Annotated in this window: 23 protein-coding genes; 9 read left to right on the top strand and 14 right to left on the bottom strand. The window is 65.9% G+C overall.

Annotated elements, in window-relative coordinates:
* Positions 1–135: 135 nt before the first annotated feature.
* From BP26_RS0107980 to BP26_RS0107975, 3 genes are read right to left on the bottom strand one after another with little or no spacing between them, the layout of a single operon-like run.
* Entirely contained in the window at positions 136–837 is a 702-nt protein-coding gene (locus BP26_RS0107980) for a response regulator (RefSeq protein WP_029920050.1), read from the bottom strand.
* A 1-nt stretch (position 838) separates the two neighbouring features.
* Complete coding sequence (locus BP26_RS29325; protein WP_157572419.1) at positions 839–1093, bottom strand: hypothetical protein; 255 nt, start codon at positions 1091–1093, stop codon at positions 839–841.
* Positions 1090–3843: a DUF4118 domain-containing protein gene (locus BP26_RS0107975; protein WP_029920049.1), complete on the bottom strand. Its 2754-nt coding sequence runs from the start codon at positions 3841–3843 to the stop codon at positions 1090–1092. Before BP26_RS0107975 ends, BP26_RS29325 begins: the two co-directional genes overlap by 4 nt.
* Positions 3844–4021: 178 nt before the next feature.
* Between BP26_RS0107975 and BP26_RS0107970 the strand changes: the two genes are divergently transcribed.
* Positions 4022–4825, top strand: a complete 804-nt coding sequence (locus BP26_RS0107970; RefSeq protein WP_211254862.1) for a cobalamin-binding protein — start codon at positions 4022–4024, stop codon at positions 4823–4825.
* Positions 4826–4944: 119 nt separating this feature from the next.
* On the opposite strand, the gene BP26_RS0107965 is transcribed toward BP26_RS0107970, so the two are convergent.
* Complete coding sequence (locus BP26_RS0107965) at positions 4945–5700, bottom strand: anti-sigma factor family protein (protein ID WP_029920047.1); 756 nt, start codon at positions 5698–5700, stop codon at positions 4945–4947.
* On the bottom strand, positions 5697–6206 hold the full coding sequence (locus tag BP26_RS0107960) for an RNA polymerase sigma factor (protein ID WP_029920046.1): 510 nt from the start codon (positions 6204–6206) through the stop codon (positions 5697–5699). The genes BP26_RS0107965 and BP26_RS0107960 overlap by 4 nt, the downstream gene beginning before the upstream one ends.
* A gap of 176 nt (positions 6207–6382) precedes the next feature.
* On the opposite strand from BP26_RS0107960, the gene BP26_RS0107955 reads away from it, so the two are divergent.
* From BP26_RS0107955 to BP26_RS0107945, 3 genes are all read left to right on the top strand, one after another.
* Positions 6383–7528 (top strand): catalase family peroxidase, encoded by a 1146-nt coding sequence (locus BP26_RS0107955; protein ID WP_084182913.1) that lies wholly within the window; start codon positions 6383–6385, stop codon positions 7526–7528.
* Entirely contained in the window at positions 7525–8055 is a 531-nt protein-coding gene (locus tag BP26_RS0107950) for a cytochrome b (RefSeq protein ID WP_029920044.1), read from the top strand. The genes BP26_RS0107955 and BP26_RS0107950 overlap by 4 nt, the downstream gene beginning before the upstream one ends.
* Positions 8056–8185: 130 nt before the next feature.
* On the top strand, positions 8186–8449 hold the full coding sequence (locus tag BP26_RS0107945; protein ID WP_245611745.1) for a VF530 family protein: 264 nt from the start codon (positions 8186–8188) through the stop codon (positions 8447–8449).
* A 27-nt stretch (positions 8450–8476) separates the two neighbouring features.
* On the opposite strand, the gene BP26_RS29320 is transcribed toward BP26_RS0107945, so the two are convergent.
* The 5 genes from BP26_RS29320 to BP26_RS0107920 form a co-directional block, all read right to left on the bottom strand.
* Positions 8477–8620, bottom strand: a complete 144-nt coding sequence (locus BP26_RS29320) for a hypothetical protein (RefSeq protein WP_157572418.1) — start codon at positions 8618–8620, stop codon at positions 8477–8479.
* A gap of 181 nt (positions 8621–8801) precedes the next feature.
* A complete protein-coding gene (locus BP26_RS0107935) occupies positions 8802–9218 on the bottom strand; it encodes a hypothetical protein (protein ID WP_029920042.1) in 417 nt (138 codons plus the stop codon).
* A 165-nt stretch (positions 9219–9383) separates the two neighbouring features.
* On the bottom strand, positions 9384–10205 hold the full coding sequence (locus BP26_RS0107930) for a hypothetical protein (protein ID WP_157572417.1): 822 nt from the start codon (positions 10203–10205) through the stop codon (positions 9384–9386).
* A gap of 304 nt (positions 10206–10509) precedes the next feature.
* Positions 10510–10974, bottom strand: a complete 465-nt coding sequence (locus tag BP26_RS0107925; RefSeq protein WP_029920040.1) for a VOC family protein — start codon at positions 10972–10974, stop codon at positions 10510–10512.
* 116 nt (positions 10975–11090) lie between these two features.
* A complete protein-coding gene (locus tag BP26_RS0107920) occupies positions 11091–11369 on the bottom strand; it encodes a hypothetical protein (RefSeq protein ID WP_029920039.1) in 279 nt (92 codons plus the stop codon).
* A 195-nt stretch (positions 11370–11564) separates the two neighbouring features.
* On the opposite strand from BP26_RS0107920, the gene BP26_RS27455 reads away from it, so the two are divergent.
* Positions 11565–11876 (top strand): CsbD family protein, encoded by a 312-nt coding sequence (locus BP26_RS27455; protein WP_051748613.1) that lies wholly within the window; start codon positions 11565–11567, stop codon positions 11874–11876.
* A 72-nt stretch (positions 11877–11948) separates the two neighbouring features.
* Here BP26_RS27455 and BP26_RS30855 read toward each other — a convergent pair whose 3' ends face one another.
* From BP26_RS30855 to BP26_RS0107895, 4 genes are all read right to left on the bottom strand, one after another.
* Positions 11949–12293, bottom strand: coding sequence for a collagen-like protein (locus BP26_RS30855; RefSeq protein WP_029920037.1), 345 nt, complete (start codon positions 12291–12293; stop codon positions 11949–11951).
* A 65-nt stretch (positions 12294–12358) separates the two neighbouring features.
* The gene (locus BP26_RS0107905; protein ID WP_157572416.1) at positions 12359–12829 is read right to left on the bottom strand and encodes a hypothetical protein; all 471 of its coding nucleotides are present in this window, start codon (positions 12827–12829) and stop codon (positions 12359–12361) included.
* 279 nt (positions 12830–13108) lie between these two features.
* A complete protein-coding gene (locus BP26_RS0107900) occupies positions 13109–13816 on the bottom strand; it encodes a Crp/Fnr family transcriptional regulator (protein ID WP_029920035.1) in 708 nt (235 codons plus the stop codon).
* A gap of 175 nt (positions 13817–13991) precedes the next feature.
* Entirely contained in the window at positions 13992–14711 is a 720-nt protein-coding gene (locus BP26_RS0107895; protein WP_029920034.1) for a Crp/Fnr family transcriptional regulator, read from the bottom strand.
* A gap of 344 nt (positions 14712–15055) precedes the next feature.
* On the opposite strand from BP26_RS0107895, the gene BP26_RS0107890 reads away from it, so the two are divergent.
* From BP26_RS0107890 to BP26_RS0107880, 4 genes are all read left to right on the top strand, one after another.
* Positions 15056–15628 carry a Spy/CpxP family protein refolding chaperone gene (locus BP26_RS0107890; RefSeq protein WP_211254861.1) on the top strand — a complete coding sequence of 191 codons (573 nt, stop codon included), beginning with the start codon at positions 15056–15058 and terminating at the stop codon, positions 15626–15628.
* Positions 15629–15704: 76 nt separating this feature from the next.
* Complete coding sequence (locus BP26_RS0107885; RefSeq protein WP_029920032.1) at positions 15705–16037, top strand: hypothetical protein; 333 nt, start codon at positions 15705–15707, stop codon at positions 16035–16037.
* Between the two features lie 24 nt (positions 16038–16061).
* Positions 16062–16289, top strand: a complete 228-nt coding sequence (locus BP26_RS29315) for a hypothetical protein (RefSeq protein WP_157572415.1) — start codon at positions 16062–16064, stop codon at positions 16287–16289.
* 240 nt (positions 16290–16529) lie between these two features.
* On the top strand, positions 16530–16934 hold the full coding sequence (locus BP26_RS0107880) for a tetratricopeptide repeat protein (protein ID WP_029920031.1): 405 nt from the start codon (positions 16530–16532) through the stop codon (positions 16932–16934).
* Positions 16935–16981: the final 47 nt, after the last annotated feature.

Raw genomic sequence — 16981 nt, 5'->3', positions numbered from 1 at the left:
CATGCGGTTGCCGCGTCATTCCCGCGGAAGCGGAAAGCTGGATTCATCACGGATTGCAAAACCCCATGCCTGCCTGGCGTGACGGGGGTTGTAGGCCCAGCTTTTTGCGCCGTCCCCGCTCCCAGTACGGCCGGATCAACTCACCCGCAACCGATATCCGACACCAGGCTCGGTCAAGATCAACGTGGGCTGCGCCGGATCGGTTTCCAGTTTGCCGCGCAGCTGCCGGATGTACACCCGCAGGTAGGCGACGTCGTCGTCGTTCTCCGAGCCCCACACTTCGCGCAGCAGGTGGCGATGGGTCAGTACCTTGCCGGCATGGATGACGAGTTGCTGCAGGATGTCGTATTCCTTGGGCGAGAGTTTTACTTCGTTGCCGTCGCGGGTGATGCGCCGGTGCACGAGGTCGACGGTGAGCCCTTCGCTCTGGAATACCGGTTTGCCGCCTTGCGCCTGCACACGGTGGCGCAGGGCGGCGCGGATGCGGGCGACCAGTTCTTCCACGCCGAAGGGCTTGGTGACGTAGTCGTCGGCCCCGGCGTCGAGGGCTTGCACCTTGCCGCTTTCGTCGTCGCGGCTGGACAGGACGATGATCGGCACCTGCGAGTCCGGGCGCAGTTTCCTGATGACTTCGAAGCCGTCGCCGTCGGGTAGGCCCAGATCCAGAATGATGAGATCGACCTTTTCGCGGGCCAGCACTTCCAGGGCCTGCGCCACGCTGGCGGCTTCCAGTACCGTGTAGTCCTGAACGCCCAGGGTGCTGCGCAGCAGGCGGCGGATGGCTGGTTCGTCGTCGACGACGAGGATGCGACCGGAGGGGATGCTGTTGGTATTCATTTTATCGCTGCGTTGCTTCCAAAATCGTGTCGGGCAAGGCGCGAGGAGCGAAGTTTAGTACCACTAAATGAGCGACGAGCAACGCAGCCCGACACGATTTTGGAAGCAACCCGTAGGGACGGCTCCTGTTTTGGCGCATCGCGGCGTCAATCGTCGCTTGTGTACTGTCAGTACACTGCGCTCCTATTTCCTTGCGCTGCACCAAAACAGGGGCCGTCGCAGCGACAAAATGAATACCAACAGCATCCTGGTTCATGCAATCTCCGTGCGGGGACGTTCGGCAATCACCTCGGGCGAGAATTCGATGACGAATTCCGCGCCCTTGGGTTCGGTGCGGTTGCGGGCGTAGATGCGGCCGCCCATGGCTTCGACGAAGCCGCGGCAGATGGCCAGGCCCAGGCCGGTGCCGCCGCGGCCGCGGTCGCCTTCGGCGCGGGCACGGAAGAATTTGTCGAAGACCTTTTGCAGGTCGCCTTCGGGGATGCCGGGGCCTTCGTCGCGCACCGAGATCAGCAGGCTGAACTTGTATTGCGCGGCGACGATTTCAATGGTGGAGCCGGCCGGGGTGTACTTGGCTGCGTTGTCGAGCAGGTTGGCCAGCACCTGCTCCATCAGCACGTTGTCGAGCATCAGCATCGGCAGGTTGGCGGGAATCGACAGCTTGATCTTGTGCTGCGCCAGTTGCTTGGCGTTGCGGCGCAGGGCGGCGCCGACGAGGTCGTGCAGGTCGCAGGGCTCACGCTTGGGTTTGAGCGCGCCGGCGTCGAGCTGGGTCATGTCGAGCAGGTTGGCGACGTAGCGGTTGAGGCGCTCGGCTTCGTCGATGCCGGTGTTGAGCATTTCCTCGCGGGTCTTGTCGTCGTAGAGCGCGCCGTAGGACTTGAGGCTGGAGAGCGAGCCGATGATCAGCGCCAGCGGTGTGCGCAGGTCGTGCGACAGGGAGGTGAGCAGGGCCGAGCGCAGCTTCTCGGTCTCGGCCAGCATGCGCGCCTGGTCGATGTCCTTGGCCAGGCGGATGCGCTCGATGGCGATGGCGGCGAGGTCGCCGAGGGCATCGAGCAGGCGGCGCTCCGCCGGGTTGAGCAGGAAGTTCTTCGCCGGGCGGCTGACGCCGATCACGCCGACCTTGCCCTGGCCGGTGCGCAGCGGCAGGAACAGGCGGCGGCTGCCGGGGAGGGTGTCGGTGCCGCGGCCGGTGGGCCGGGCGTGGTCCCAGCACCAGACGGCGGCGGCCAGATCGGCGTCATCCAGGGTGGCGTCGGCGGGCACCGCGGCCATCTGCCGCAATGCGCCGGTGCTGGGGTCCGGGGTGAGCAGGCTGACGTCGGCCTTGAGCATCGTCGCCACCTGGCCGGCCGTGGTGGCGAGCAGGGTGTCGAGCTTGCGCACGCCGGACAGCTTGCGGGCGAAGCCGAACAGTTCCGCGGTGGTGCGGGCCTGCTCGCGCGCGGTTTCGGCGAACTGCCGTTCGCGCACGGTGAGGGTGCTGGTCAGTCCGGCGGCGAGGCAGAAGAAGGCCAGCGCCAGCAACTGGCTCGGGTCGGCGACGGTGAAGGTGTAGAGCGGCTCGATGAAGAAGAAGTTGTAGCAGAGCGTGGACAGCACCGAGGCGAACAGCGAAGGGCCGAGGCCGTAGCGCGCGGCGCTCCACAGCACGGCGGCGAGGTAGACCAGGGAGACGTTGGGCAGGTCCACCATGGCCACCACGGCGCGGCCGAACAGGGTGGCGACGGCGGTGGCGACGACGGTGTAGAAATAGGCCTTGGGATCGGCATTGAACCATTCGAGAATGGGGAGGGAGCCGTCGGCGCTTTCGTCCTCGTTCTCAGCCTTGCGCGCCGGCTCCTTGCCCTTTACTTCGAGTTCATCGGCCAGCACGTGCACGTTGATGCCGCTGGCGTGCTTGACCAGGTCGTGCACCACCGAGCCGTGCAGCCACTCGAACCACCAGGGCCGTGCCGACTTGCCGACCACGATCTGGGTGATGTTGTTGTCGTGGGCGAAGCGCATCACGTCTTCGGCGATATGGCGGCCGCCGGGCAAGGTAACGGTTTCGGCGCCGAGCTGCTTGGCCAGGAACATGGTCTGGGTCACGCGGTCCTGTTCGACCGGGCTCAGGTGCAGGGTGCGCGGCGTTTCGAAGTAGACCGCGAACCACTCGGCGTCGAGGCGGTCGGCGGCGCGCTTGGCGCCGCGCACCAGTCCCGCCGCCGCGGCCGACTCGTTGACGCAGACCAGCAACCGCTCCGTCGCCGCCCAGGGGCCGCTGATGGCGTGGCTGCGCATGTACTGGCGCATCTGGTCGTCGACGCGCTCGGCGGTGCGGCGCAGCGCCAGTTCGCGCAGGGCGGTGATGTTGCCGGGCTTGAAGTAGTGATTGAGGGCGCGCTGTGCCTGCTGCTCGGCGTAGACCTTGCCTTCGTGCAGGCGCTGGATCAGTTCGTCCGGCGTCAGGTCGATCACCTCGACGTCGTCGGCGGTGTCGAAGATGCTGTCCGGCACGGTCTCGCGGATGCGCACGCGGGTGATGCGCGCCACCACGTCGTTGAGGCTTTCCAGGTGCTGGATGTTGAGGGTGGAGTACACGTGGATGCCGGCGTCGAGCAACTCGGCCACGTCCTGGTAGCGCTTGGGATGGCGGCTGCCCTCGGCGTTGGTGTGCGCCAGTTCGTCCACCAGCACCAGTTGCGGCCGGCGCCGGATGATGGCGTCGATGTCCATCTCGTGCAGCATGCGGCCCTTGTATTCGATTTCCTTGCGGGGCAGCACTTCGAGGCCTGCGATCAGGGCCTCGGTCTCCTTGCGGCCGTGCGTCTCGACCACGCCGACGCAGACATCCACGCCGTCCTTCTTTTTTTTCTGGGCGGCCAGCAGCATCTCGTAGGTCTTGCCCACGCCTGGGGCGGCGCCGAGGAAGATCTTCAGCTTGCCGCGCTTCTCCTTGTGTGCCTCTGCGAGCAGGGCTTCGGGAGACGGGCGGTTTTCGTTTTGCAGCGTTTCCGGCATGGATCGGCGCAGGCAGTTGCTGTGCGCACAGTTTATCCCGCGCCGAACCCCGGTGCGGACGCTGGCGCATAAAGAAAACATAAAGATTCCGGTACCTTGCGCGGTTTATGATGGCGGTCCACGGCTTCAGTCGCCGCCGTTTCGAATCAATCCGGAATACCCGCATGGCTGCCTGGCAATGAGCATGAGAGGCGCGCAACGGATCGTCTGCCTCACCGAGGAGACGACGGAGACGCTGTACCTGCTGGGCGAGCAGGACCGCATTGTCGGCATTTCCGGCTTCACCGTGCGGCCGGCGCAGGCGCGGCGCGAGAAGCCCAAGGTGGCGGCGTTCACCAGCGCCAAGATCGACCGCATCGTGGCGCTGCAACCGGACCTGGTGCTGGGCTTCTCCGATCTCCAGGCGGACATCGCGGCGGAGCTGATCCGCGCCGGGATCGAGGTGCATGTCTTCAACCAGCGCAGCGTGGCGCAGATCCTGGCCTTCATCCGCAGCCTGGGCGGGATGATCGGCGCGGCGGCGAAGGCCGAGGTGCTGGCGGCGGAACTGGAACGCGGGCTGGAGCAGGCGCGCGCGGTGGCGGCGAGTCTGCCGCGGCGCCCGCGGGTGTATTTCGAGGAATGGGATGAGCCGATGATTTCCGGCATCCGCTGGGTATCGGAGCTGATCGGCATTGCCGGCGGCGAGGATTGCTTTCCGGAGCTGGCGCAGCACCAGGGGGCGAAGCTGCGCATCATCGCCGACGCGCAGGAGGTGGTGCGCCGCGCGCCGGACCTGATCATCGCTTCCTGGTGCGGCAAGAAATTCCGCCCGGAGAAGCTGGCGGCGCGGCCGGGCTGGGCGGACATTCCGGCGGTGCGCGAGGGCGCGCTGCACGAGATCAAGTCGTGCGACATCCTCCAGCCGGGGCCGGCGGCGTTGACCGATGGCTTGCGGCAGTTGCAGGCGGCGATCGTGGCGTGGTCGCGCAAGGGTGCGTGAAACCGGCGCGTCCTGTCGCTGAACCATTCAACGCGCCGAGGCTATGCGTGCCCTGGACCCCGGCTTTCGCCGGGGTGACGATTTGATTGGGTGTCGGGGTAGCGACTGATGGAGCTTCGCTAGATCGCCGACTCGATCGCCTGCTGCACTTCCTGCGTGTGCGGGTCGTCCTTCTGGCCGACCACGGCGAAGCCGTAGCCGTTGCGGAACCAGTACTTGGTGGACAGGCCCAGCTCGTCGCGCGTGCCGTGGACGCCGTCCTGGCGGGTACTCGGGCGCACGTAGAAGCTCATGCGCTGGCCCTTGGCGTCCTCGTACAGCAGCAGCGCGGCGGCGCCGTCGTCGGTGGCGAGGAGGCGGCCGCCGAGCAGCTTGAAGCCGTAGGTGTTGAGATCGGGCAGCGCCAGCGGGCGGCCCAGGCGGGTCGACAGCCAGCTTTGCAGGCCGGCGGCATCGCCGCCTTCCATTTCCACCGGACGCAGGCGGTCGGTGGCGAAGATGCGGTGGGCTTCCACCGCGTCCTGCATCGGCGCCGGGGCGCTGGCTTCGACGCGCATCGAGCGCGCCTGCCAGCCGCCGGCGCCGCCAAGACCCAGCACCAGCACGAGGGAAGCGCACAGGGCGAGCTGGCGCTGGAAGCGCGAGCGCATATTGGCGCGGATGTACTTCGGGTCCAGACGCGGATTGGCCGGCAGCGGGCCCATGTTCATCAGGGCCACGCGCAGGGCGTCGGCGCCGCGGCGCCATTCCTCGACGCGCGCCTGCGCTTCGGGGTTGGACGCGAGATAGCTTTCGACCTGCGCGAGTCGCGCCGGGTCGAGCTGGCCGTCGACATAGGCGTGCAGTTCCGCCTCGTTCGGTACCAGGGTATTCATTTCACTCTCCGCAAGGGCATGGTGGGGGTTTCGCCTTCGGTCAGCTGGCGGTAGGCCTGGCGCGCGCGCGACAGGCGGGACATGACGGTGCCGATGGGGATGTCCAGCGCCTGCGCCGCTTCCTGGTAGCTGAAGCCTTCGACCGTGATCATCAGCAGCAGGGCACGCTGGTCGGCGGAAAGCTGGCCGAAGGATTCCAGCGCGGAGCGCGCCATCACCGTTTCCTCGGCGGAAGGCTCCAGTTCCGGCTCGTCGCGGAACACATCCATGAAGCGCTGGAAGCGGCTGGCGCGGCGGCGCCCGTCGATGAACTGGCGATACAGGATGGTGAACAGCCAGGACTTGAGGCTGGCTTCCGGCCGCCGGGAGTCCCCCTTGCTCAGGGCGCGTTCGATGCAGGACTGCACCAGGTCGTCGGCGTTGTTCACGTCCCGCGAGAGCCACAGTGCGAAGCGCCGCAGTGCCGGGAGCAACTCTCTAAGTGCTTGATCATCAAGGTCTTGCATGGTGCGTTCCAGCCTGTGCGGTGGTAGGGGCGATGCCTCTGACCCCTTATTGACGCGTGGCCCCCGGCTTTATTCCAGGGCCGGCTCAAATAATTTTTCCGATGGGATGGAATAGGGCGGCGCGCCGTACGTCATACAGGTCCATGAAGCAGGCCAAGCCGGCCCCGGAGCGCGTGATGTCCAGATTGTCAGCCCCAATTCTGCGGTTCCGCAGACCATTCCTCAAACCGTCCGGCCTCAAACAGCGCGGCGCGATACGGACCGATCTGCTCCGCTATGTGCTGATCGCCGCCTTGGTCGGCTGCTGCGCCGCCGCCTTCGCTTATGTGGCGGGCTGGCTGAGCCCGGCCCGGCTGGGGCCGGACAAGATCGTCGATGCCTTGGAAGCCCATGACGGCAAACACCCGGGCTTCCGCCGGGCCCATGCCAAGGGGCTGTGCTTCTCCGGCTACTTCGACAGCAATGGCCAGGGCGGTGCCTTGTCCAAGGCTTCGGCGTTTGAAAGCGGGCGTTACCCGGTGATCGGCCGCTTCTCCACCGGCGGCGGCATCCCGCAGGCACCGGATGGCCGCGTGGTGTTCCATGCGGTGGGGCTGAGCTTCTCGCTGCCGCACGGCGAGATCTGGCGCGCCGCGCTCGACGATGTGCCGATCTTCGTGGTGGCGACGCCGCAGGCCTTCTACGATTTCCAGAAGGCCACGGCACCGGACCCGGCCACCGGCAAGCCGGATGCTGCGCGTGTCGTCGCCTATCTCGACAAGCATCCCGAGACGCGCGCCTTCAACCAGTGGTTGAAGGACAACCCGTTGCCCTCCAGCTTCGCCAATGGCACCTACTACAGCATCAATGCCTTCCGCTTCACCGATGCCGCCGGCGCGCAGCACTTCGTGCGCTGGTCGCTGGTGCCGGAGGCGGAAGCCGGGGCGCTGGACAAGAGCACGCTGGGGACGCTGGACAAGAACTTCCTCTTCGACGAGGTGATCGGCCGCATCCAGCAGGGGCCGCAGCGCTGGCACCTGCTGCTGACCGTGGCCGAGCCGGGCGACACGGTGGACAACGCCACGGTGCAGTGGCCCGCCGAGCGCCGCAGCGTCGATGCCGGCACGCTGGTCATCGACCATGCGGACCTGGAGGACGACGGCGCCTGCCGCGACATCACCTTCGATCCCTTGATCCTGCCGGATGGCATCGGGCCTTCCGACGATCCGCTGCTCAGCGCGCGTTCCGCCGCCTATTCCAGTTCGCTGACGCGCCGCTCCGGCGAGCCGGTGCAGCCCAGCGCGCTGGCGCAGGCACACGCCGCCGGGGAGAAGCGCCAGTGAGCGCGCCTATCCAACGGTTCAATCTCGCGGCGCGCGCGCTGCACTGGCTGATGGCCCTGATGATCCTGGCCATGCTGTTCATCGGCATCGGCATGGTCTCCACGGTATCGGAGCTGCACAATCGCCTGCTCGACCTGCACAAGCCGGTGGGCATCGCCATCCTGGTGCTGGTGGCGCTGCGGCTCGGCGTGCGGCTGCGCTATGGCGCGCCCGCGCTGCCGCGCGACCTGCCGCGCTGGCAGCAGCATGCGGCGCAGGTCTCGCACATCCTGCTCTATGCGCTGATGCTGGCGATGCCGCTGGTGGGCTGGGCCATGCTCTCGGCCGGCGGCTACCCGGTGGCGCTTGGCGACGGCTTCGTGCTGCCGCCGCTCGTGCCGCAGGGGCGCGCGCTGTATGCCTTCCTGCGCCAGGCGCATACCGAGCTGGCGCTGCTGTTCTTCGCCGTGTTCCTGCTGCATTTCGCCGCGGCGCTGTTCCATGCGCTGATCCGCCGCGACGCGGTGCTGCGCAGCATGCGGCTGTAAGACACCGGCTTATTGCAGGGTCTTGATGGACAGGCTGCAACCGCGGCCTGCTCCGTTTCGGGGTCCCTGCTTGTCCGCTGCGGCGGACAAGCAGGGACCATGATCGGCTATGCTCCGCGCATCCAGTCCCATGGCTGCACACCGCATCATGATTTATCCCCGTTCCGTCGATCCGCTGCATGGCATCACGCTCAAGCAGATCGTGACCGAGCTGCAGGCGCGCTTCGGCTGGGAGGAAATGGCGCGCGAGATTCCGATCCGCTGCTTCAGCAAGGACCCAAGCATCAACTCCAGCCTGACCTTCCTGCGGCGCACGCCGTGGGCGCGCAAGCAGGTGGAGGATTGGTACGTGAGCGTTTTTGTCCTGAAGGGACCGCTTACGCCAGGATCTTGATCCGGCTCTGGCGCGGGATACGCCGGGTTACAGGAACCACCAGAAGGCCGCCGGATCGAACGAAATGCCGATCATCAGGGCCAGCAGCGTTTCCGCCGGAGAACCATGGGCGAGCATCATCACGATGGCGAATGCGGCGCCCTGTGCGCTGCGTGACAGGTAACGCAGCATCAGGCCCCCCGATCCGAAGGTGCGCGATCGGGCACCGGGTGGTAGCGCGCGTGATACAGGAAGGCGGCGACACGGTCGCGCGTGTAGTGACCGGCTGCGAGCTGTAAACGCCTTTCGGCCCCCAGTGGCATGGCGGATGGATGGCGGCTTGCGGCAGGGCGCAGATGGTGGAGGAGGGTTTTCATCGGGCGATCTGTTGGCAGCGCCGATCGATCTCGCGTATCGCGTAGCCATCGGCGAGGTCACGCGCGTGTTCCGCCAGTGCCTGCTCCTCGATGGTCATGGTGGCACCCGCCAGCAGCTTGTTGTAGAGCACATGCAGCGCGCGCTGGGCGCCGAGGGTGCGGCGGTTGGCCGCCAGCCGGCTCGCCAAAGTAGTGGGCTGGTTGCGGTACTTGTCGCGCAGGCGGCGCTCGTCGGCCTCCGCCAGGAAATCGCCGGCCACCGCGTCCATGAAGCTGTCGGTGAAGCCTGCGAGGCCGCCGTGCACCTCTTCGCGGATGCGCTCGGCGGCGGCGAGGCCGGCTTGATGGTGTTCGGCCGCCGCGATTGCGCTGCGGCCCTGGCAAGGGGCGGGGATTTGCGCCTGCTGGTTCATCGGATGCTCCCATCGATGCTGCTGACGGAAGCATTACAACAAACGTTGTTTCAGTTGTCAACAACACTAGTTGTTATTTCGGGTGGTCACAGTTTTCCGAGGCGCGGCCCTCTCCCGGCTCTTCGGGCCACCCTCTCCCGCAGGCGGGAGAGGGGATAGCGCAGATCAGAACGGCATGCGCGCCGTTGCGACCACCGCGTTGTCGTAGGTTTTGAACGTCGTCGCCGCCAGCTGGTAGCCGGCGCCGAACACCACGCCCAGGCGGTTCTTGATGACGAACTTGCCGAGCACGATGCCGGGCGTCAGCAGCACCTGCGTCCTGTTGTCGTTCTTGCCGCCGATGAAATGGGTGTAGTTCACCTCCATCTCCGGCCAGAAATAATGATCGAGGTGGTACTGCAAGGCCGTGTTCCAGGAAATGGTGCGGCCGACGCTCGCCACCCGGTCCGCCGGCAGCTGGATGCCCAGTGTGCTCTGGAAGTCGAAGTCGCCGAAGCCCATGCCGCCGGCGATGGTCGGCGTGAGGGTCACGGCCTGGCCGCCGTTGGGCGGGGCGCCGGTGGGTACGCTCACACCCATGAAGCCGGTGAGGATGTAGTTGCCATGCTCCTCGTTGGCGGAGAGGAAGCGGTACTTGGCCAGCATCGAGAAATCGCCGAAGCCGTTTTCCTGCGAGGCGCCGCCGTGCTGCTCATAGGGCGGCAGGTTGAGCAGGACCTCGGTGTTCTCGCTGGGGATGATCTCCAGGCCCTTGCCGTTGCCGTAGTTGTCGAGGCTGGTGTCGTTGGGCAGGTGCTCGTGCAGATAGTCGGAGCGGAACTCCTGCTCCAGGCGCGGCGTGACGGTGGCCAGCGGCGTGATCCAGTGCGGCTGCCCGGCCTGGCTGCGGCTGGCCATGGCGAACCAGTTGTCGATGAAGCCGTCGGCTTGTGCGGCCAGCGGCAACGACAGGCCGAACAGGGCGGCGCCCACTACTTTCCCTTGCATGGTGCTTCTTCTCCGTGATTGGGTTTGAACGATGCGCGCGATGGCGTTGGCGATATATTTTTATGTATATATCGAGCGCCAGCATCGCCTGTATCGCGCCTTCGGATTCCCACGGAATTCCCACGAAGCAGGTTTGCGCACGGAGAATCGGCGACAGGCGGGCGCCTGCCGCGGGTACGGGTTGCGCTGCGCCGAAAAAAAACAGACCCACGTTACGCAGGTACGCAACGCCTCTACCACCATGTGCGGCGGGGGAGACTCGTTACGGGGCTGCCCGTGGTCTCCCTCGATGCGGGTTGGCGTCTCAGCCCGACATCTTCTGCATGCCCTGCCGGATTTCCTCCGGGCTCAGGTCGCGCAGGTGGGTGGCGACCGACCACTGGTGGCCGAAGGGATCGCGCAGCTGGCCGTAGCGATCGCCCCAGAACATGTCGGCGATTGGCATGACGACCTGGGCCCCGGCGGCGACGGCCTGTTCGAACAGGGTATCGGCGTCCTCGACATACAGGTGAATGACCACCGGCGAATGCTTCAACGCCTGTGGGCCGGTCGAGCCCATGTCGGGAAATTCGTCGACCAGCATCACGGCGGAATCGCCGATGCGGATCTGCGCGTGTATCAGCTTGCCGCCGGGACCGGGGAGCCGGGTCACTTCGACGGCGTTGAAGGCCTTCTTGTAGAACTCGATGGCCTTGGCTGCTCCGGCGCAGACCAGATGCGGGGTGACCGTGCGCATGCCTTCCGGGATTGGTTTTGCCTTGCCGCTCATGTTGATCTCCTCCTGGGATGGGTCCAGCTTTCCATTCAGTTGGACGCGGGCTTTCCCTCGAGGGTTTGAAGCCGTGCCGCGTGGAAAGCACCCGGAAAGCGCCTGGAAGGGGTAGCTCAGCCCGCCAGGGGAGTTTGCCGCGGAGCGGATAGGAAGGTCCGGGAATCCCGCGCCCGGCGCAGGCGGCGGCTGAGGTAGATCCATCCCGCGGCCAGGGCGGCGAACCAGGTTGCCACGATCAGGAGCAGCAGTACGGCCGTCCACCAGGAGAACTGCGGTGGCGTGGAGCTGAGGATTGCGCGCATCTGCACCAGGTCTTCGGTGTAGGCCTGCACTCCGCCTGAATCGGCGCGCAGCATGGCCGGCGGAAGCTGGAGGAAGATGTGGAAGTGCATGCGGTATGGTCGGCGAAGTTCGCCATGGCCATCTGTGCGCTGGCAGACGCAGGGTGATTGCGGAGGATGGTCTCCGCCTAAGTGCGAAGACGTACAGACGTCATGCAGGGGCATGCGTAAATTACGCCGGTTTCACCCGGATTTTCGCGGCAACTTCGCACGGCGAATCGGGTCCGGATTTTCATTGGAGTTTTCATGAGCAAACAGGCACAGCCGCCGGTCGCCAGCGGCCCCGGCAACATCACCCGGACTGAAACAGCCCAGAACCTCGGCAACGTGACCGCACGGGTTCCCGAGGCCGCAGCGGCGGCCGGCGTGATTCCCGCCAAGTGGAAGAAGCATATCGGCAGCGCCCGGATCGTCTGGTCCAGGTTCAGCGAGGAAGAGTTGTTGAACACCGGCGGACAGGCCGACACCCTGACGGGTATGGTGCAGGAACGTTACGCACTCAGCGCCGAAGAAGCGGGCCGGCGGGTCAGGAATTTCCTGCAGCAGTACAAGCTGTAGGAGCCGCTTGCGGATCGGGACGGCGCGGGATGTGATTGCACACCCCGCGCGTTTGGCCCTGTTTTCGACCGATTACGAAGACGGCGGGACGACGACCACGGTGCTGCCGGTGGTGCCGGTCTTACCCTTCTCTCCCGGCCGGCCGTTGGCGCCCGTATCGCCGGTTGCGCCCGGCGCGCCGGTGCTCCCGGTATCACCGGTCTCACCCTTGCTGCCCGGATCACCGCTGGCGCCGGTCTGGCCGGTGTAGCCGGGGGCGCCCTTGCTGCCGGTATCGCCGGTTGCACCGGTTGCACCGGCCGGGCCGGCAGGCCCCGGTACCGCTGCGGGGACGATCACGGTCTGCGGAGCGGGCCGATCACAGGCGCCGAGGCCGAAGGCCACGACCAGAGCAGCAAGGGGAATTGAATATTTCATGAGTGCACCTGATGCGTTGGCGCGGCGAACTCGGCCGCAGCCTGCAGTGTGGACACCCGGCAGGTTCAGTTCTGTTCGATGGAGAACGTAGCGGGAACGCGCAGCGGGTGCATCAGGGATGCGACGATTGGTCCGCTGACGCAATCACGCCCGCGCCGCAGCGAGATTGCGTCCCGCAGCAGCCTGATCAAGGCCGACAAGGCGATGATCGAGACCGCCAGCAGAACCACCGTCGACAGCGGCGACGCATAGTAGGCAAATGGATGGGGCGGAGTGCCCGCCTGGGGAGGATCACTCCCGGGGTGCGTCTCCACCGCTCCTGAAAGCAGCGCCGCATGTGCACTCGCAGGCATGCCCGCCTCGAGGTACAGCGGCGCCGCTTCCGCGGAAAGAAGGTCCTGGGCGATATGGTGTCGGATCATGTTTCGTATCGCCCGAAGCCCGGACAGCTCTTCAAGCAGCTGCCAGACCTGTCCGGCAAACTGCACCGGCTGAAGATAGGCTGAGGCAGCGCCAGCTTCCGTACGTTGCCGCACCAAGCAATGCTGCCGATCGTCCACAGGCGGGCGGCCGGGAGGCCGTGGATGGCCCCGACAAAAAAGCCCGTCCGCGAAGGGGGGCCGTGCGGACGGGCTAAGGTCGGATCCACGCGGAGTCCCGGTCGGGGGAAAACAGAACCGGAAGCTCTTGGGGGAGAAAATGCGTGGATCAGAGTTACCGCTGATTCATCCGCCACGCTACGCCCGCCCGGCCGCCGGTTCCGTGCGGCAACGCACCCATGCCGCCTTGCTGCCGCTGCGGCGCCGCGCATCCCGCTAGCCGAAGAAGCGACCGTAGTCCGCGACCACCGCGGCATAGCATTCGCAGGATGCGCGCTCCAGGCCCTTGCGGTCGAGAATGGTGACGTCGCCGCGGCTATAGTGGATGAGCTTCCTTTTCTGCAGCTCGCCGGCGGCGCGGGTGACGCCGCTGCGGCGTACACCGAGCATTTCCGAGAGCAGCGCATGGGTCAGGTAGAAGTGGTCGGCGTGGGCGCGGTCGTGGGTCATCAGCAGCCAGCGCGCCAGGCGCGCTTCGATGACGTGGAAGCAGGTGCAGGCCGCGGTTTGCGCGAGCTGGGCCAGCAGCACATGGATATAGCGATCGAGGTCATGGCGCAGGGCCGGGCTGCGTTCCAGTTCGCTGCGGAAGATGGCGGCCGGCATGCGCAGGGCGGAGCCGGATCCCTGCACCAGGGCGCGCACGGGGGAGGTGTCGACGCCCAGGGCCAGCGAGACGCCGAGCATGCCCTCGTCGCCGATCAGGCCGACTTCCAGGGAAGACTTGCTTTTCAGCACCGTCACCAGGGAAATGAAGCCGCTGGTGGGGAAGTAGACGTGCCGGATGTGTTCACCGGATTCGCACAGGACCTCGCCGTAAACCAGTTCGACCGGCTCGCAGCGTTGCTGCATCCTTTGCTGGACTTGTCGCGGCAAGGCCCCCAGCAAGCGATTGGCTACCGGTGCGGGAGTTGCGTGTGGCATTGATGCTTCCTGCCATATGAAGAGCCGTGCCGGCGCTACGAGGATCGTGGCGGCGCGGCTCGGATTGGCGAGGGTAGGCTGTCATCGCTGGCTTTTCAGTGCGTTGTCGCGCATAGCCTGAAGTGTGGTCCCGATACTTGCGATTCCCGGCCGCGAGCGGCAGGCAGGCTGGTCCTCAACTCGCCATCGTGTCGGGCAGCAGCCGGTCGGACTCCTTCTTGACCACGGCGTAGCACTCGCAGACCTTTCTCTCCAGGCGCGGCCGGTCGAGCACGGTGATCTTTCCGCGGCTGTAGCTGATCAGGCCGCTGGCCTGGAGCCGGCCGGCGGCCTCGGTGACGCCTTCGCGGCGCACGCCCAGCATATTGGCGATCAGTTCCTGGGTCATGGTCAGGTTATTGTCGGACAAGCGGTCGAGGCTCAGCAGCAGCCAGCGGCAGAGCTGCTGCTCCACCGTGTGATGCCGGTTGCAGACCGCGGTCTGCGCCATCTGCGTCAGCAGCGCCTGGGTGTAGCGCAGCAGCAGGTGCTGGGTGGCGCCGGAGCGGCCGAATTCGGCTTTCAGCAACTCGCCTTTCAGGCGGTAGGCGTGACCGGCGCTCTGCACCACGGCGCGGCTGGGCGTGGTTTCTCCGCCCATGAACAGGGAAACGCCGACCATGCCCTCGTTGCCCACCACGGCGATCTCAGCCGAGGCGCCGTTCTCCATCACGTAGAGCAGGGAAACGATGCAGTCGGCGGGGAAGTAGATGTGCTGGAGGGCGATGCCGGACTCGTACAACACGTGGCCGAGCTTCATCGGTATCCGTTCGAGAAAGGGATACAGGCGGCCGCGTTCGGCTTCCGGCAGAACGGCCAGAAGGCGGTTCTGCTGGGGTTGATGTGAGGGTTGAATGTGCGGACTCCTGGGGCGGCGTAGGGTGCCGGTACGGCGCTGTTGGCGACAGGCACGACTCCGCCGGACACAGTAATAGCGCAGGACGAGGTTGCGATCCGTACGCTTGCGCACATTGACCCGTGCCCGGCCGCGGAGGCCATGCGGGCAGGCTCGCCGGGAGTGCCGCGACCGCCCGGCGTCAATGTTCGACAACGCACGGACGCCGATTTGACCGGCGCCTAAGTTGAGCGCGTCGGCCCGGTGCCACGCGAGCGAAGCGATCGACGCGCGCGGTACGCAACCGCCGCGCCGCATCCCAGGCGCGCAGCGCCATTCCTCATTCCCCAGTCCGGAGTCAGATCATGCAAAGAATTTTCCTCAAGCCCGCCGTCCCGGCGTATGCCGTCGCCACGATTGCTTTCCTCGCCTCCATCGGCATCCTGATCCCGGCCCATGCGGCGGATGCCCCGGCTTCGGCGCCGCAGATGGTGCAGGTTTCGGCCGCGGATACGGAGCCGACGGCGTCCGCGGCGCCGGCCGCGGGCCAGCCGGCGTCCAGGGAGAACATTCCCCACAAGGGCGACAAGGGTGACAAGGTCGAAACGCGGATCGACGATCTGCATACCCGCCTGGCCATCACCGCCGCGCAGGAAGATTCCTGGTCCAAGGTCGCCGCGGTGATGCGCGACAACGCCAGCACCATGGCGCCGCTGGTGCAGGCACGCGCCAGCCAGGGCGGCGGCATGACGGCGGTCGACGATCTGAATTCCTATGCCAGGATCGCCGAGGCGCATGCCGACGGCATCCAGAAGTTCGCCCCGGCGTTCGAGACCCTCTACGGCAGCATGTCGGACGCGCAGAAGAAGAATGCGGACGAGATTTTCCGCAAGCGCGGCCACAAGGCGATGAAGCGCATGGCCAGCAAGGCCGGCTGATCGGAAGCCGTACCGAATCGTGATGCGAAACCCCGGCCGCGTGCCGGGGACTCACTCCACCAATGGATGAATCCCCATGAAGAATTCAACGACACGAAGCCCCGGCTTCCGTTTCACCGCCGGCAAGGCCGGCGCCGCTGTGGTCCTGCTGTCGATGATCGGCGGCATGGCCCTGTGCCCGGCGCTGGCCGACCGTGATCACGAGCGTGGCGACCGCGGCGATCGCGGTCATCACCATGGCTACTACGGCGGCGGCGATCGCGGTCATTGGCGCCACGGCTATGACCGCCGTGACTGGCGCGGCCGTCCCGAGTACGAGCCCGTTCCGGTGTATGCGCCGGCACCGGTGTATTACCCGCCGGAGCAGTCCTCGGGCGTCAGCCTGTTCTTTCCGATCCACATTCGATAGTCGTACGGAAGCCGGACGGATCACATGAAAGAGACCAGGAAACCAGGCGCGTCCGAAGGTGCGGCCAAGGCCGCCGACGGGAATTCATCAATGGAGTCCGGCGATTCGCCGGATGCCCTGGCGCCCATGCCCAGGAGCTATGGCGTCGTACGCAAGTTCAGCCCCGCGGCTGCGAACGATACCGTGAGTCCTCCACCGGGCCCGGCCAAGGGTGATGACGACCTCATGAGCCAGGGAAAGAAACCGTCGTGAAGCTGCGCGTTTTCGACCAGGGATGAATCGCTGAAGATTGGCGTGGCTGGATTTGCAATGGTTGCGTGGATCCTGGCTGTTTGTGCTTTCCGTTACTGCGCAGCGCAACGTGAGACAGCGTACAGACCCCGGCGCAGCGTTTGCCTATCCTGAATCAAATTCCTGGTATCGGTGCGCAGTGCGGCCTAACTGCCGCTGCATGCCGATCCTGGGAGCCGCTCACTTTTACAGGAAATATCCATGAAGAAGACTCTCTTTCAGAAATCCCTAGTTGCCGCCGCCCTGCTTGCAATCACCGCGAGCGCCAGCGTGCAGGCCGGGGCAGTGCCGAGTACTGCCGAAGTAAGAAAAAGTACTTCGCTGACGGATACCGGCTTCAACTACATGCGGAAGAAGGATTATGCCCGCGCCAAACCGTATTTCGAACGGGCGCTGGAAATCGAGCCCAACCTGGCGATGGCGCACCTGGATCTCGGTGCGGTCTATATGAATACCGGTGAACCGGCGGCCGCGCGTGAGCAATTCCGCCTGGCCATCGAGAACGACACCGCGGCGCATGATTATCCTGCCGTCCGGGAAACCACCGACGATTCGAATGGAACGGTGACAGAAATCGCAAACCGCAATCTGCAGAAGATGCACTAAAGCCACCGGATACCGGCTGAGCGGCCAGATTCCCGATCGGTACTTGC

It is taken from the genome of Nevskia soli DSM 19509 (assembly GCF_000711955.1).
Classification (GTDB): Bacteria; Pseudomonadota; Gammaproteobacteria; order Nevskiales; family Nevskiaceae; genus Nevskia; species Nevskia soli.
The sequence above is the reverse complement of the archived record's forward strand: the minus strand, read 5'-3'. Positions and strand labels throughout refer to the sequence as shown.

Excerpts from the sequence above, each read along its gene's own strand:
- BP26_RS0107980 (WP_029920050.1), bottom strand. The coding sequence starts at position 837 with ATGAATACCAACAGCATCCCCTCCGGTCGCATCCTCGTCGTCGACGAC.
- BP26_RS29325 (WP_157572419.1), bottom strand. The coding sequence starts at position 1,093 with ATGAACCAGGATGCTGTTGGTATTCATTTTGTCGCTGCGACGGCCCCT.
- BP26_RS0107975 (WP_029920049.1), bottom strand. The coding sequence starts at position 3,843 with ATGCCGGAAACGCTGCAAAACGAAAACCGCCCGTCTCCCGAAGCCCTG.
- BP26_RS0107970 (WP_211254862.1), top strand. The coding sequence starts at position 4,022 with ATGAGCATGAGAGGCGCGCAACGGATCGTCTGCCTCACCGAGGAGACG.
- BP26_RS0107965 (WP_029920047.1), bottom strand. The coding sequence starts at position 5,700 with ATGAATACCCTGGTACCGAACGAGGCGGAACTGCACGCCTATGTCGAC.
- BP26_RS0107960 (WP_029920046.1), bottom strand. The coding sequence starts at position 6,206 with ATGCAAGACCTTGATGATCAAGCACTTAGAGAGTTGCTCCCGGCACTG.
- BP26_RS0107955 (WP_084182913.1), top strand. The coding sequence starts at position 6,383 with ATGTCCAGATTGTCAGCCCCAATTCTGCGGTTCCGCAGACCATTCCTC.
- BP26_RS0107945 (WP_245611745.1), top strand. The coding sequence starts at position 8,186 with ATGGCTGCACACCGCATCATGATTTATCCCCGTTCCGTCGATCCGCTG.
- BP26_RS29320 (WP_157572418.1), bottom strand. The coding sequence starts at position 8,620 with ATGCTGCGTTACCTGTCACGCAGCGCACAGGGCGCCGCATTCGCCATC.
- BP26_RS0107935 (WP_029920042.1), bottom strand. The coding sequence starts at position 9,218 with ATGAACCAGCAGGCGCAAATCCCCGCCCCTTGCCAGGGCCGCAGCGCA.
- BP26_RS0107930 (WP_157572417.1), bottom strand. The coding sequence starts at position 10,205 with ATGCAAGGGAAAGTAGTGGGCGCCGCCCTGTTCGGCCTGTCGTTGCCG.
- BP26_RS0107925 (WP_029920040.1), bottom strand. The coding sequence starts at position 10,974 with ATGAGCGGCAAGGCAAAACCAATCCCGGAAGGCATGCGCACGGTCACC.
- BP26_RS0107920 (WP_029920039.1), bottom strand. The coding sequence starts at position 11,369 with ATGCACTTCCACATCTTCCTCCAGCTTCCGCCGGCCATGCTGCGCGCC.
- BP26_RS27455 (WP_051748613.1), top strand. The coding sequence starts at position 11,565 with ATGAGCAAACAGGCACAGCCGCCGGTCGCCAGCGGCCCCGGCAACATC.
- BP26_RS30855 (WP_029920037.1), bottom strand. The coding sequence starts at position 12,293 with ATGAAATATTCAATTCCCCTTGCTGCTCTGGTCGTGGCCTTCGGCCTC.
- BP26_RS0107900 (WP_029920035.1), bottom strand. The coding sequence starts at position 13,816 with ATGCCACACGCAACTCCCGCACCGGTAGCCAATCGCTTGCTGGGGGCC.
- BP26_RS0107890 (WP_211254861.1), top strand. The coding sequence starts at position 15,056 with ATGCAAAGAATTTTCCTCAAGCCCGCCGTCCCGGCGTATGCCGTCGCC.
- BP26_RS0107885 (WP_029920032.1), top strand. The coding sequence starts at position 15,705 with ATGAAGAATTCAACGACACGAAGCCCCGGCTTCCGTTTCACCGCCGGC.
- BP26_RS29315 (WP_157572415.1), top strand. The coding sequence starts at position 16,062 with ATGAAAGAGACCAGGAAACCAGGCGCGTCCGAAGGTGCGGCCAAGGCC.
- BP26_RS0107880 (WP_029920031.1), top strand. The coding sequence starts at position 16,530 with ATGAAGAAGACTCTCTTTCAGAAATCCCTAGTTGCCGCCGCCCTGCTT.